At 72.0% G+C, this 13512-nt stretch carries 13 protein-coding genes; 3 read left to right on the forward strand and 10 right to left on the reverse strand.

Annotated features, from left to right (window positions below; all coding sequences use genetic code 11):
- Positions 1 to 123: 123 nt before the first annotated feature.
- On the forward strand, positions 124 to 930 hold the full coding sequence (locus tag OG456_RS15620; protein ID WP_266561345.1) for a C40 family peptidase: 807 nt from the start codon (positions 124 to 126) through the stop codon (positions 928 to 930).
- Positions 931 to 1031: 101 nt separating this feature from the next.
- Here the strand turns inward: OG456_RS15620 and OG456_RS15625 are convergent, their stop codons facing one another.
- The gene (locus OG456_RS15625) at positions 1032 to 1358 is read right to left on the reverse strand and encodes a putative quinol monooxygenase (RefSeq protein ID WP_227296707.1); all 327 of its coding nucleotides are present in this window, start codon (positions 1356 to 1358) and stop codon (positions 1032 to 1034) included.
- A 183-nt stretch (positions 1359 to 1541) separates the two neighbouring features.
- On the reverse strand, positions 1542 to 2825 hold the full coding sequence (locus tag OG456_RS15630) for a geranylgeranyl reductase family protein (protein ID WP_266561348.1): 1284 nt from the start codon (positions 2823 to 2825) through the stop codon (positions 1542 to 1544).
- Positions 2826 to 2923: 98 nt separating this feature from the next.
- Between OG456_RS15630 and OG456_RS15635 the strand changes: the two genes are divergently transcribed.
- Together OG456_RS15635 and OG456_RS15640 are read left to right on the forward strand one after the other, a co-directional pair.
- The gene (locus tag OG456_RS15635; protein WP_266561350.1) at positions 2924 to 3430 is read left to right on the forward strand and encodes a GNAT family N-acetyltransferase; all 507 of its coding nucleotides are present in this window, start codon (positions 2924 to 2926) and stop codon (positions 3428 to 3430) included.
- 88 nt (positions 3431 to 3518) lie between these two features.
- Entirely contained in the window at positions 3519 to 3860 is a 342-nt protein-coding gene (locus OG456_RS15640) for a PASTA domain-containing protein (RefSeq protein ID WP_266561352.1), read from the forward strand.
- A gap of 48 nt (positions 3861 to 3908) precedes the next feature.
- On the opposite strand, the gene OG456_RS15645 is transcribed toward OG456_RS15640, so the two are convergent.
- From OG456_RS15645 to OG456_RS15680, 8 genes are all read right to left on the reverse strand, one after another.
- Positions 3909 to 6461, reverse strand: a complete 2553-nt coding sequence (locus OG456_RS15645; RefSeq protein WP_266561353.1) for a zinc ribbon domain-containing protein — start codon at positions 6459 to 6461, stop codon at positions 3909 to 3911.
- A 196-nt stretch (positions 6462 to 6657) separates the two neighbouring features.
- Entirely contained in the window at positions 6658 to 7347 is a 690-nt protein-coding gene (locus tag OG456_RS15650) for a demethylmenaquinone methyltransferase (RefSeq protein WP_266561355.1), read from the reverse strand.
- 34 nt (positions 7348 to 7381) lie between these two features.
- Positions 7382 to 7981, reverse strand: coding sequence for a hypothetical protein (locus OG456_RS15655; RefSeq protein WP_266561357.1), 600 nt, complete (start codon positions 7979 to 7981; stop codon positions 7382 to 7384).
- A 7-nt stretch (positions 7982 to 7988) separates the two neighbouring features.
- Positions 7989 to 9188 carry a cyclic dehypoxanthinyl futalosine synthase gene (gene mqnC, locus OG456_RS15660; protein ID WP_266561359.1) on the reverse strand — a complete coding sequence of 400 codons (1200 nt, stop codon included), beginning with the start codon at positions 9186 to 9188 and terminating at the stop codon, positions 7989 to 7991.
- A gap of 80 nt (positions 9189 to 9268) precedes the next feature.
- Positions 9269 to 10006: an A24 family peptidase gene (locus OG456_RS15665; RefSeq protein ID WP_266561361.1), complete on the reverse strand. Its 738-nt coding sequence runs from the start codon at positions 10004 to 10006 to the stop codon at positions 9269 to 9271.
- Positions 10007 to 10053: 47 nt separating this feature from the next.
- Entirely contained in the window at positions 10054 to 10344 is a 291-nt protein-coding gene (locus tag OG456_RS15670; RefSeq protein ID WP_266561363.1) for a hypothetical protein, read from the reverse strand.
- Positions 10345 to 10391: 47 nt separating this feature from the next.
- Entirely contained in the window at positions 10392 to 12068 is a 1677-nt protein-coding gene (locus OG456_RS15675; RefSeq protein ID WP_266561365.1) for a serine/threonine-protein kinase, read from the reverse strand.
- A gap of 308 nt (positions 12069 to 12376) precedes the next feature.
- On the reverse strand, positions 12377 to 13240 hold the full coding sequence (locus OG456_RS15680; RefSeq protein ID WP_100598013.1) for a menaquinone biosynthetic enzyme MqnA/MqnD family protein: 864 nt from the start codon (positions 13238 to 13240) through the stop codon (positions 12377 to 12379).
- Positions 13241 to 13512 lie beyond the last annotated feature (272 nt).

The following is a 13512-nucleotide window of genomic DNA, read 5'->3' on the forward strand; positions in this document are numbered from 1 at the left end:
CGGATTGCCCGTTACGGCGTCAATAAAGGCCGCCACGCCCGGGATTCAAACGTTCACACGACAACTGTGGCGCACCACACGTTTCTTGAAGGAACCATGGAGGCCCTGATAGCGGTTGTACTCATGTCCCACACCGCTCACATACCCAGCCACCGGAAGCCCCGTCGCAGCGCGTCGAAAATCGCCCTGCGCGCCGGAGTTGCCGGTGGCGTCCTCAGCACCCTGGCAGTGGCCGGTGCGTCCGGCCCGGCGTTCGCCGCCGAGCCGGTGACCGAGACCATCGAGATGCCGACCATCACGGCGGACCTCTCGACTCAGGTCGCCCAGTCCGCGGACGCCACCCAGCAGGCCGCGAACTCGTACGCGCTGCAGGCCGAGCAGGACCTGGCCGTAGCGAAGGCCGCAAAGCGGGCCAAGGCGGACCAGGCCCTCGCGGAGAAGAAGGCGGAGGCCAAGAAGAAGGCCGAGGCCGAGGCGAAGCGCAAGGCCGAGGAAGCGCGTGCGTCGCGCTCCGCCGAGCGCACCACCCTCTCCACCGCCTCCTCCACGGCCTCCCACGTCGCGGCCCCCGCCAGCGGCAGCGTCGCGTCCGTCATCGCCTTCCTGAAGGCGCAGCTCGGCGACGCGTACGTCATGGGCGGCACTGGCCCCAACTCCTGGGACTGCTCCGGCCTGACCCAGGCCGCGTTCGCGCAGGCCGGCGTCAGCCTCCCGCGCGTCTCGCAGGACCAGTCGACGGCCGGCACCCCGGTCTCCCTCGACAACCTGCAGGTCGGCGACCTCCTCTACTGGGGCTCCGCGGGCTCGGCGTACCACGTGGGTGTGTACATCGGTAACGGCCAGTACCTGGACGCCGCCAACCCCTCCAAGGGCGTTGTCATCCAGGACCTGTCCGGCTACCCGGCGACCGGTGCGGTCCGCGTTCTCTGAGTCGCCCATTCCGCGTCATATCTGACAAAAGGCCACCACTCCCCTGCTCCGGAGCGGTGGCCTTTTTCGTGAATACTGCCAAAGCGACTGTTGCGCCCAGGTCATTCCTTCGGGGACAATTCACCCATAGGGCCCCAACTGCCGCCCGGGATCTCCGTGTTGATGATCTCCGGTACGGAGGCGATCAGACCGGACATCGTCTCCAGGCCGGCCTTGAAGTGGTCGGAGCCCACGTGCGCGGCTCCCGCGTCCCCGTCCCGGAAGCCCTCCAGGAGGACGTACTGGTTCGGGTCCTCGACGCTGCGGGACCAGTCGAAGAAGAGGTTGCCCTCCTCGGCGCGCGTGGCGCGGGTGAAATCGGCGGTGTGCTCCAGCCAGGAGTCGGCGTACTCGGGCCGGGCGGTGAACTTCACGGCGATGAAAATCATGCAGCCAGGGTGCTCCGTGCGGCCCCCGCACGGCCAGTTCGGCGCGCGCGGTTCCGGAAGCGCTCCACAAGCCGGTCCTGCGCGCGGCGCGGGCGGAGCGCCCCAGGAGCGCCGTGAGCGCCCGCTGCCTGCCGCGGAACGCGACGGTCGGCGGAAGCCACCGACCGCGCGCGTCCGGGCCGCTCACGCCTTCGGCGCCACCTTGCTCAGGCCGTTGATGATGCGGTCCATCGCGTCGCCGCCCGTCGGGTCGGTCAGGTTGGCGAGCATCTTCAGCGTGAACTTCATGAGTACCGGGTGCGTCAGGCCGCGCTGCGTCGCGATCTTCATGACCTTCGGGTTGCCGATGAGCTTCACGAAGGCGCGGCCGAGCGTGTAGTAGCCGCCGTAGGTGTCCTTGAGGACCTTCGGGTAGCGGTGGAGGGCGAGTTCGCGCTGGGCGTCGGTCGCGCGGGCGTGCGCCTGCACGATGACGTCGGCCGCGATCTGGCCGGACTCCATGGCGTACGCGATGCCCTCGCCGTTGAACGGGTTCACCATGCCGCCCGCGTCGCCGACCAGGAGCAGACCCTTGGTGTAGTGCGGCTGGCGGTTGAAGGCCATGGGCAGGGCGGCGCCGCGGATCGGCGTCGTCATGTTGTCCGGGGTGTAGCCCCAGTCCTCCGGCATCGAGGCGCACCAGGCCTTCAGGACCTCGCGCCAGTCGAGCTCCTTGAACGCGGCGGAGGAGTCGAGGATGCCGAGGCCGACGTTCGACGTGCCGTCGCCCATGCCGAAGATCCAGCCGTAGCCGGGCAGCAGCCGGTCCTGGGCGCCGCGGCGGTCCCACAGCTCCAGCCAGGACTCCAGGTAGTCGTCGTCGTGGCGGGGCGAGGTGAAGTACGTGCGGACGGCGACGCCCATCGGGCGGTCGTCGCGCCGGTGCAGGCCCATCGCGAGGGACAGCCGGGTCGAGTTGCCGTCCGCGGCGACGACGAGGGGCGCGTGGAAGGTGACTTCGCGCTTCTCCTCACCGATCTTGGCGTTGACGCCGGTGATGCGGCCCGTGCGGTCGTCGATGATCGGGGCGCCGACGTTGCAGCGCTCGTACAGGCGCGCGCCCGCCTTCTGCGCCTGCCGGGCGAGCTGCTCGTCGAAGTCGTCGCGCTTGCGGACGAGTCCGTAGTCCGGGTAGGAGGCGAGATCCGGCCAGTCCAGCTGGAGCCGGACGCCGCCGCCGATGATCCGCAGGCCCTTGTTGCGCAGCCAGCCCGCCTCTTCGGAGATGTCGATGCCCATCGACACGAGCTGCTTGGTGGCCCGCGGGGTGAGGCCGTCGCCGCACACCTTTTCCCTGGGGAACGCGGTCTTCTCCAGAAGGAGGACGTCGAGTCCGGCCTTGGCCAGGTAGTACGCGGTCGTCGAACCGGCTGGCCCGGCCCCGACGACGATCACATCTGCGCTGTGCTCGGAGAGGGGCTCGGTCACGGCGGGTTCTCCCGAAGACTCGAAATCTGCGTGCCGCGCGGCACCGGATATGGGCAGTCTATGCAGCGGTACTGATCACCCAGCCGAAGGGCCGCCCTGTGAACCGAGCTCTGCCTGATGTACAGCTGCGTGTCCCCACTGACGAGGACGCCTTCGCCTGGCACCGCGTCTTCGACGACCCGGAGGTCATGGAGTTCCACGGCGGGGCCTCTGCCGAGCTGTCCGTGTACGAGGAGCTGACCGCCCGGCAGCGCCGGCACGACGCGGAACGCGGCTTCTGCCTGTGGACGATGACCGACACGGACGGCGACGTCATCGGCTTCACGGGCGCGCAGCCCTGGCCGCACGCCTGGGGTCCGGCGGGCGAGATCGAGATCGGCTGGCGGCTCGGGCGGGCGCACTGGGGCCGCGGCTACGCGACGGCGGCCGCCCTGGCGACCGTGGAGCGCGTACGGGCCGCGGGTGTACGGAGCGTGGTGGCGATGGTCGACTCGCGCAACGAGCGGTCGGTGGCGGTGACGCGACGCCTCGGCATGGAACCCGCCGAGACGTTCACCGTCCCGGGTGACCCGCGTACGGGCCTCTGCTTCAGGCTCGCGCTGTAGGTCCCTTCGGACTCGCCTCGTAAGCCCTGCCGCTTCCGGTCGGGGGTCCGGCGGAGCTACCCTTCGGGTACCGCTGGGGGTGAAGTCTGTGCGCATTACACCCAAGACGCCCGAAGTGCGCGTACCGAAGTTCGTCGGCCTGATGGCCGTCGACGCGCGCGAGGCCGCGGCGGCGCGCGGCGTACAGCTGGCCGCGCCCGACCGCCCCGACTTCCGTCTCACCGTGGTCGACTACGTCGTTCGCCAGTACCCGCTGCCCGACACCGAGGTGCCGCGCGGCGCCGTCGTCACCGTCTGGTTCGACCTGGCGGAGGGCGAGGGCCACGGTGGCTCCGGGGTGAACGAGCCCCGTATGCCGGGGCCGCGCGGCGGCGGGCTGCAGCGCGAACTGGACGAGCCGGACGAGACATACACGGTGGTCGGCACGTAGTGGTCGGCACGTACGACCGGCCGTGACCGTCGTGGCGCCCGGCCGGCGTCAGTACGTCAGACGCCAGGACTCCAGGCCGGTCCGGTACGTCCTCTTCAGGTCGGCCCACACGTCCTGCTGCCCCACGAGGAAGATCGTGTACTCGGTGCCGTCCTCGGCGACGTACGACTGGTCGATGCCGTGCATCGTCCGGCCGCCCTCGTCGCGGTAGGTGTACTCCCAGATCGCGCCGGGCCGCCCCTGGAAGGTGTTCCGGCGCAGGTCGATCCGCTGGTAGTCCTGCTTCTTCTTGTCCTCCTCGGCGTGCTTCTCCATGTTGAGGACGTTGCCGTACGAGGTGTAGCCCGCGTCCGGGATGACGCCGATGAGGTAGTGCTCGGCACCGGTGCTGCCCGCGTAGGTGATCTGGCTGCCGTTCTGCACGCCCTGGCGCGACCACACGTCGGGGATCACGAAGGAGAAGCCCATGGGGTCGACGGCCTTGCGGTAGCCGGACGGAACGGTCGCGTCCGGGGGCGTGCTCGGCGTGGCGTCCGTGGCCCGGTCCGGCGTCGCACTCGGGGTGGGGCTCGGCGCCGGGGTCGGCGCCTGCGATGTGGCGGGCTGCTCGGTGCTGACGGCGGGCTTGTCGTCGCGGCCCGCCTTGTCGTCCTTGCCGCCGTTGTTCTGGAGCAGCAGCACCCCGGCCGCCACACCGCCCCCGATGACGAACGCGCCGGCGATGGTGGCGACCCAGATCCCGGCGCGGCGCGGGGACTTGGCCGGCGCGGCGGCCGGCTGCACACCGAGCTGGAAGGTGTGCGGGTCGTACAGAGCAGCGGGGGCGGGGCCGGGGCTGGGCCCGGGGGGAGGCGTGGGGGTGGGCCCGGGAGCGGCGGTGGCCGTCGGCAGGGCGGCTGCCGCGGCGGGGTTCGGCGGGTCGTTGGGGGCGGGCGGTTCGTCGGGCGCTTCCGGCGCGGTAGGCGCCTGGACGGGAGCCGCCGAAGCGGGATACGCCTGCACAGGGGCGTCCGGCGCAAGGGCGTCCGGCGCAGGGGCGTCCGGCGCCGGCCCGAACGCCCCCGGCGGCACCTGCGGTTCCGGGACGATCCCGGTCCGCGCCCCCGCCATCTGCATCAGATACGGCGCGAGGAACGCCGCCGCGAACACCCACAGCAGCCCGAACAGAAGCGCCTCCGCCATGCCGAGGCCCACGCCGGCACTGCCCGTGCCGCTGCCGCCGAGGTCGGACGCTGTCCCGGTGGCCCGCACGCCGAGGCCACCGAGCGCGCCGAGCAGCAGGAACAGACAGAGGAAGATCCCGGCGGAAAGGAGCTGCTCGCGCCGGTCGGCCGACCGTCGGGCCGCCATCACGCCCACGGTCAGCGCGCAGACGGTGCCGAGGGCCAGCACCCCCACGACCGCCCAGGAGTTGGTGACGTCGCCGAGTTCGGAGAGCCCGAACGACTGGTGCTGGTACCCGCCCCCGTACGTCGAACTGCCGCCCGCCTCGAAGGAGATGGGCGCGCCCCAGCCGAGGCCGAGCGCCATGGCGCCGAGGTTCGGCAGCACGAGCAGGGCGACGACCAGCGGCGACAGATCGGCCTGGCCGAGGTCGGACACGTCGGAGACCTCGCCCAGGTCGTCGATCTGGGCGACGCTGATGAACGCGGCGATCGAGCAGATCACGAGGACGACGGCGAGCGCGCGCAGCGCCGTCCCGGTGGCCCGCACCAGCGCCAGCGCCGCCGGCCGGGCGGCGAGCCACTGGGCCAGGTCGTCCCGGTGCAGCGTTCCCGCGGCGACGGCGAGCGAGATGAGGAGCGCGCCGAGCGCGGCGAGCACGGGCGACGACGAGATCCGCACGCCCTGGATCGAGGGCTGCGCGAACAGGCCGAGTACGAGAACGCCGGCGGTCACCAACAGGGCTACCCGCAGGGCGGCTTCGAGCCCGGGAGTGCCGGGGCCGGACGTGCCGGGGACGGGGTGACCGCCGGGGACGGCCGGGCTCGTCGCGCGGGTCCGGAGGCGTGAGCGCAGGACGCGTACGCCGATCCAGAGCGCCAGGATCCACAGGGCGGTGACGGTGAGAGGAACGAGGGAGAGCGCGGCGCCGCCGCTGAGCTCCGCGCCCATGTCACCGCCGCCGGAGCCGAAGGGTGAGCCCCCGCCGCCGAAGGACGAGGAGCCGCCGGAGGCCGACACCTCGAAGCCGCCGCCGAGCGACTGGAGCAGCAGCGCGAGCGAGATCCGCATCCGGTCGCCGAACCCTACGACGACGTCGCTGCCCTGCCCGTACGAAGGGAGGGCGAGGGCGACGGAGGCGACCACCAGGAGTCCGACGGGCCACAGCGCGGCCTGCGCCGAGCCGGCCCAGTCGCCGCGGAAGGCGCGCCCGAAGAAGGCGCCGACGGGCGAGGGCCCGCCGGGGGCGAACGCGGGCGGCGGAGCTGTGGGCGGCGCGAGCGGCGGAACGGGCGGCCGGCCAGGGGGCGCCGCGGGAGGAGCCGCGGGCCCCTGGACCGTGGGCTCGCGCTCCGGCGTTCGTTCCCGCCCGCACTTCATGCAGAAGCGGGCCTCGTCGGGAGCCTGGGCTCCGCAGTGCGGGCAGAACGACGCCATGGGAAGTGCTCCGTCATCCGGGAAAGTCGTACCGTCACCAGAGGTGACCGGCTGTCACCACGTACTCAACGGACACATCTTTCCCGGTGACCGGTTCCCCGCGGCGGGGATTCGGCACAACGGACGGGCGCGGAGCGGGAATTGAGGGACCACCACTTGGAAGTCCGCTACTTGAAGCCCGCTGCTTGGAAGCCCGCTACTTGACGCCCCGGTGCAGCGCCACGACGCCGCCCGTCAGGTTGCGCCAGGCCACGTCCGACCAGCCGGCCTTCTTGAGGCGGGCCGCGAGCGCCGGCTGGTCGGGCCAGCTGCGGATCGACTCGGCGAGGTAGACGTACGCGTCCGGGTTCGAGGACACGGTGCGGGCCACCGGCGGCAGGGCTCGCATCAGGTACTCGGTGTAGACCGTGCGGAACGGCGCCCACGTCGGCTGCGAGAACTCGCAGATCACGACGCGCCCGCCGGGCTTCGTCACCCGGTACAGCTCGCGCAGCGCCGTGTCCGTGTCCTGCACGTTCCTGAGGCCGAAGGAGATGGTCACGGCGTCGAAGGTGTCGTCCTTGAACGGCAGCTTCGTCGCGTCGCCCGCGGTGAACGGCATCCACGGGTGCCGCTTCTTGCCGACCTGGAGCATCCCGATCGAGAAGTCGCAGGGCACGACATAGGCGCCGGCCTGGGCGAAGGGCTGCGAGGACGTCGCCGTACCGGCCGCGAGGTCGAGGACCTTCTGCGCGGGCCGCGCGTCGACGGCCTTCGCGACCTCCTTGCGCCACAGCCGGGCCTGGCCGAGCGAGAGCACGTCGTTGGTGAGGTCGTACCGGTCCGCCACGTCGTCGAACATCGAAGCGACTTCGTGCGGCTGCTTGTCCAGGGATGCGCGGGTCACGCGTCCATTGTGGCAGCACGCCCCCGGGCCGGCGTCAGCGGCGCCGGTACACCAGGCGCCCTTCGACGACCGTGGCCACACAGGTGGCCGGGCCGAGCCGGGCGAGCGAGGCACGGTCCGGCACGTCGAACACGGCGAACCGGGCCGGTCCGCCCACGACCAGCGGCGGCAGCAGGACGAGCGGCACCGGCGAGAAGGACACCGGACCCGGCTGGTTCGGCGGGCGCTGCCCGAGAGCGAGCCCGGCCCTGCGCACCGCGTCCACCACGGCGCGGGAGCGCAGCTCCCCGGCCACGGCGACCGTGCCGTGCGCGAACAGCTGCTGGATGCCGCGCCGCGCGCTGGCCCCGGCCCGGGACGGATCGGCGCGGAAGATCTCCCGCGCACGCTCCCTGACGACCGGCCGCGTGCCGAACTCGTCGGCCTCGCGCGGGTCCGGGTGGTACGTGCCCTCGAGGATCTCGGGCCCGTACGGGTTGAGCAGGCCGGGTGTGAGGACGCCGGGCCACCGCCGCACCCGCGCCTGCGGGCGGACGGCGGCGAGGTCCTCGTACGGGCCGAGGGCGGCGACGGACGCCCCGTCGACCAGGACCGCGGCCTCGGGCGAGGCCTCGGCCACGTGGATCGTCAGCAAATGAGCCTCAGTTGGTGGAGACGAGCTTCAGCTCGGGGTGTGCCGTGCCGCCCTCGATCGCGGTGGACGAGATGTGCGACTGGACGCGGTCGTCGACCGGGTCGTTCGCCGGGTCGTCGTGCACGACGAGGTGCTCGTACGTCGTGGCGCGCTGCGCGGGGACGCGGCCCGCCTTGCGGATGAGGTCGATGATCTCCAGGCGGTTCGAGCGGTGCTTGGCACCGGCCGAGGAGACGACGTTCTCCTCCAGCATGATCGAACCGAGGTCGTCGGCGCCGTAGTGCAGCGACAGCTGGCCGACCTCCTTGCCGGTGGTCAGCCAGGAGCCCTGGATGTGGGCCACGTTGTCGAGGAAGATCCGCGCGATGGCGATCATCCGCAGGTACTCGAAAAGCGTGGCCTGCGTGCGGCCCTTCAGGTGGTTGTTCTCCGGCTGGTACGTGTACGGGATGAACGCGCGGAAGCCGCCCGTGCGGTCCTGTACGTCGCGGATCATGCTCAGGTGCTCAATGCGCTCGGCGTTGGTCTCGCCGGTGCCCATCAGCATCGTGGACGTCGACTCGACGCCGAGGCGGTGGGCCGCCTCCATGATCTCCAGCCAGCGCTCGCCGGACTCCTTCAGCGGGGCGATCGCCTTGCGGGGGCGGGCCGGGAGGAGTTCGGCGCCGGCGCCCGCGAAGGAGTCGAGGCCGGCCGCGTGGATGCGCTCGATGGCCTCCTCGACGGAGACCTTGGAGATGCGGGCCATGTGCTCGACCTCGGACGCGCCGAGGGAGTGGATGACCAGCTGGGGGAACGCCTGCTTGATGGCGGAGAAGTGCTTCTCGTAGTACTCGACGCCGTAGTCCGGGTGGTGGCCGCCCTGGAACATGATCTGCGTGCCGCCGAGTTCGACGGTCTCGGCGCAGCGGCGCAGGATGTCGTCGAGGTCGCGCGTCCAGCCCTTGGCGGTGTCCTTGGGCGCGGCGTAGAAGGCGCAGAACTTGCACGCCGTCACACAGACGTTCGTGTAGTTGATGTTCCGCTCGATGATGTACGTCGCGATGTGCTCGGTGCCGGCGTACCGGCGGCGCCTGATGGCGTCGGCGGCAGCGCCGAGCGCGTGCAGGGGAGCGTCGCGGTAGAGGTCGAGCGCCTCTTCTGGGGTGATGCGTCCACCCGCGGCGGCACGGTCGAGGACGGTCTGAAGGTCGGCCTTCTCGGTCACCGGGCGTCCCTTTCGTTGTGTTCGTGGAGACGGGTGGGCGGACCGTCTCAGCGTACGCCAGCACCTCCTGTCGCCCGACGTCAGGCGGCGTAGGCGCCCATCAGTACGCCGGCCAGCGCGCCCGCGAGCAGGAACGGCCCGAACGGGATCGCCGTCCTGCGGCCGGCCCGCCGTGCGATCACGAGAACCACGCCGTACAGCGCGGCGAACAGGAACCCGGCGAACGTGCCGACGAACACGAGCCCCCACCCGTACCAGCCGAGCACCGCACCCAGGCCGACGGCCAGTTTCACGTCGCCGAAGCCCATCCCCTGCGGGTGGATGAGGAAGAGCACGAGGTAGCCGCCGCCGAGCGCGAGCGCGCCCAGCAGCGCCGTCTGCCAGTCGCCGCCCGGCTCGGGCAGCAGCGCGGCCAGGCCGAGCAGGGCCGGGGCGGCCGCGGCGAGCGGCAGGGTGAGGACGTCGGGCAGCCGCTTCACCCGGGCGTCGACCACCGCGAGGAGTACCGCGGGCGGTGCGAGGAGCAGCCAGGCGGCGAGTTCGGGGCGGGTTCCGGTGGCTGCGGCCAGCGCGGCGCAGACGGCGGCGGTGAGCAGTACGGGCGTCAGGGCGCCGGGGCCGAGCGCGTGGCCGCACACCGCGCACCGTCCGCGGCCCAGCCACCCGCGCGCACCGCCCGGCAGCGGATGCCCGTCCGGGCAACTCGCCCGCCACGTCTCGTCCGGCTCCACGGACAACCGGTACGCGGCACGCGGCACGAACAGCCCGGCGGCGGCGCCCCACACCGCCCCGGCCACGACCAGCAGCACATCCACCATCCCCGCCTCTTCCCCGTATCCACCGGCGATTCACGTACCGGCGTCGCCTACCGGCCGAGCGCCGCCGGAGCGAACGCGCGCCGCCGATCGAGCCGACCGGCCTCCGCCACATACGACTTGACGGCGTCCTCGCCGCCGCACACGACGTACGCCGCGGGCGCGAAGTGGCGCACGCCCGCGGCCGCCATGGGGACGCGTACAGCGAGGCGTTCCTTCACCGGCTTGCGCGGGCACGAGACGGCCCGCTCGACGTCGGTCACGACGAACGCGCTGACGCCCTTCCACGCCACCGGACCGACCAGCGGCCCGTTCGCTCCCCAGTTCCTGCCGCATCCCAAGTCCCCGCTCCCCCTCCATGTGTCGCGCACGGCCCGCCTCGGCCCCGTCAGCCGGCGGGCCGCATCGTGGCGACGGGGTCGCCCGCGCGCGGGTTGTCCGTCTCGTAGGTGAGGCGGTCGCCCGACTTCGACTTGACCAGGCGGACTTCGTGGCGGCCGGTGGTGCACTGCCCGCCGTTCGACTTCTTGGCGATGCCCGTGGCGACGATCCGGTCCTTCTCGACCCTCTTGAGGACGAGGACGTCCTCGCAGACCGCGCCGATCGGGTCGGTCTGATGGAACGTGCCGAACTCCTCGCCGATCCGGCCCTGTTCGACGGTGACGCGGAACGTGCCCATCGGCAGCGTGCCGCCGAGCCCGGTGCCGGGGCCTTCCCAGGTGCCCACGTAGGAGGCGGGGATCGTGCCCTTCGGGGCGGAGGCGGAGGCCGAGGCCGTCGCCGCGGGCGGACGGCCGCCCGCCGTGTCGCTTCCGCCCTTCGAGGAGCCGGGCAGCAGGTCGAGCAGGAACACCGAGCCCAGGGTGACGGCGGCGAGGGCGCCCGCGACACCGAGCGCGACCGTGCAGCTGAGTCTGCGTCCACGCCCGCCGGCGCCGGGCACGGACGTCGCGGCCACGCTGACGGAGAGCTTCCCGGCGCCCGGCACCTCGGTGCGCGGCGCGGGCACGGCGGCGTCGGCAGGGGCGGGCACGTGCACGGCGGCCGGCCCGTACGCGGGATCGGGCGGCCCGAACACCCCGGCCGGCGATCCCGCCGCGTCCGACGGCCAGTCGACCGAGGGCGTGCTGAAGCCGACCGGCCCCGAACGCTCCGCGGTACCCGCCGGCGCCGCGCCCTCCAGGTCCAGGAGTGCCACCGCGCTGCGCCCCACCTGCTCCACCAGTGCGCCCGGCAGCCACCCCGCCGCCACGAGCCGGGCCGCGCCCCGCGGGGCGAGAGCGCTCGCCACCTCGTCAGGGGTGGGCCGCGCGGCCGGGTCCTTCGCCAGGCACGCGGCGGCGACGTCGCGCAGTTCCCCGCGCGCCAGGCCGAGTTCGGGTTCCTCGTGCACCACCTTGTAGAGGAGCGCGGCGGACGAGTCGCCGGAGAACGGGGACGTGCCGGTCACCGCGTAGACCAGGACCGCGCCGAGGGAGAAGACGTCGGCGGCGCCCGTGACGCCCTTGCCGAGGATCTGCTCGGGCGCCATGTATCCGGGCGACCCGATCGAGACGCCGGTGGAGGTGAGGGAGGCGGTGCCGTCGGTGGCGCGGGCGATGCCGAAGTCGATCAGGCGCGGGCCGTCCACGGTGAGCAGCACGTTCGACGGCTTCACGTCGCGGTGGACGAGCCCGAGACCGTGCACCGCCGACAGCGCCTCGGCGAGGCCCGCGCCCAGGACCCGTACGCAGTGGTCGGGCAGGGCGTGTTCCTTCACGGCCTGCGCGAGGGAGGGGCCTGCCACGTACCCGGTCGCCACCCACGGGACGGCCGCCTCCGGGTCGGCGTCGAGGACCGGCGCCGTCCAGGCACCCCCGACGCGGCGCGCGGCGTCGACCTCGCGCCTGAAGCGCGCCCGGAACTCCTCGTCGAGCGCGAAGTGCGGATGGACGACCTTCACCGCGACGGTGCGGCCTCCGGCGCTGCGCCCCAGGTAGACGCGGCCCATTCCGCCCGAACCGAGTCTTCCGAGCAGCCGGTAGGGCCCGATCGTGGTCGGTTCGCCGGCTTCCAGCGGCTGCATGACCTGGCCTCCCCCTGTGCCCACGCTCCGGTCGGGCCAGGGTAGTACTCCCCTGTCACGGCTTCCCGTAGTCGCCGCCTCAGTCGCTGCCTCGCGGAACGTATCGCTCCGATATCCGCGTGCCCGGCGTATTCAAAACGTTCACCGGTGAAATTCCTGACGTTCACCGTCGATCGCAGCCGAACGGCCCGTTGTTTCCCGGATAGCCGGAATTGCCCCGCAGGCGAGAGGGGCGGCACACAGAAGGCGTACGCGAATTCCCGCGGGGGAATTCCCGTACGCCTTCCGGGGCCGGCGGAGCTACCGCGTCACGGCTGCAGCAGATCGACCCGGACATCGGCCGCGAAGCCGGTCGTCGGACCCACCCGGCGGGCGAACTCCGTGACGCCCTCCAGCTGCCGCGCGCCGAAGCGGAAGTCGAGCGTCGTGAAATAGCGCTCGAGGACCTGCTCGTCGAAGACCTCCCAGCGGGAGGCCTGCTCGGCGACCTTGGTGACCTCTTCCAGGGACACGTCCCGGGAGGCGAGGAACGCCTCGTGCACCTTGCGCGTGATGAGCGGCTCGCGCTCCGCGTAGTCCTTGCGGGCGGCCCACACGGCGAAGACGAACGGGAGTCCCGTCCACTCCTTCCACAGGGCGCCCAGGTCGTGCACCTGCAGTCCCAGGCGCGGCGCGTCGTGCAGGTTGGCGCGCAGGGCCGCGTCCCCGATGAGCACGGCCGCGTCCGCGTCCTGCATCATCAGGCCCAGGTCGGGCGGGCACGTGTAGTAGTCGGGCTGTACGCCGAAACGGTCGGCGAGCAGCAGCTGCGCGAGGCGCACGGACGTGCGCGAGGTGGAGCCGAGCGCGACCCGCCGCCCGTCGAGCTGGTCGAGAGGTACCTGCGAGACGATCACGCACGACATCACCGGGCCGTCGCAGCCGACCGCGAGGTCGGGGAAGGCGACGAGCTGGTCGGCGGCCTTCAGGAACTCGACGAGGGTGATGGGCGCGATGTCGAGGTCGCCCTGGACGAGGCTCTCACTGAGCTTCTCCGGGGTGTCCTTCGTGAGCTCGAGGTCGAGGAGCGTTCCCGTCCTGGCAAGTCCCCAGTACAGGGGCATGCAGTTGAGGAACTGGATGTGGCCGACTCGTGGCCGGTTGCGCTGCGGGGTCTCGGGAGAATTGTCCACATCGCGAGGCTAGACCCCATGCGGTACGGTGCAGGCTTCAGGGTCCCCGAGTCGGCCCCGTCAACCCTTTGGCGCCCCGTGTCAAACCTCCGGGTGACGTGATCTTTCCCTCTATTGCATTCCGGTGCCTGCGTGCTAGGCTCGCCCGCAAGTTGCAGTTTGGTTTCCCTTGCAGTACAGAGCCTGCGGAGCATGTGACCGCGGGCTCTCGTCGTATTCAGACTTTTGCAGTTGTTCGCAAGTGCATTTGCAGGTTCTGGAGCAGGGCGACC

This window comes from Streptomyces sp. NBC_01446 (assembly GCF_026340095.1).
Lineage (GTDB): Bacteria > Actinomycetota > Actinomycetes > Streptomycetales > Streptomycetaceae > Streptomyces > Streptomyces aureus.

What these genes read in the sequence shown, in the direction of transcription:
- OG456_RS15625 (WP_227296707.1), bottom strand. Translation starts at nt 1,358, where the DNA reads ATGATTTTCATCGCCGTGAAGTTCACCGCCCGGCCCGAGTACGCCGAC.
- OG456_RS15620 (WP_266561345.1), top strand. Translation starts at nt 124, where the DNA reads ATGTCCCACACCGCTCACATACCCAGCCACCGGAAGCCCCGTCGCAGC.
- OG456_RS15665 (WP_266561361.1), bottom strand. Translation starts at nt 10,006, where the DNA reads ATGGTGGATGTGCTGCTGGTCGTGGCCGGGGCGGTGTGGGGCGCCGCC.
- OG456_RS15675 (WP_266561365.1), bottom strand. Translation starts at nt 12,068, where the DNA reads ATGCAGCCGCTGGAAGCCGGCGAACCGACCACGATCGGGCCCTACCGG.
- OG456_RS15645 (WP_266561353.1), bottom strand. Translation starts at nt 6,461, where the DNA reads ATGGCGTCGTTCTGCCCGCACTGCGGAGCCCAGGCTCCCGACGAGGCC.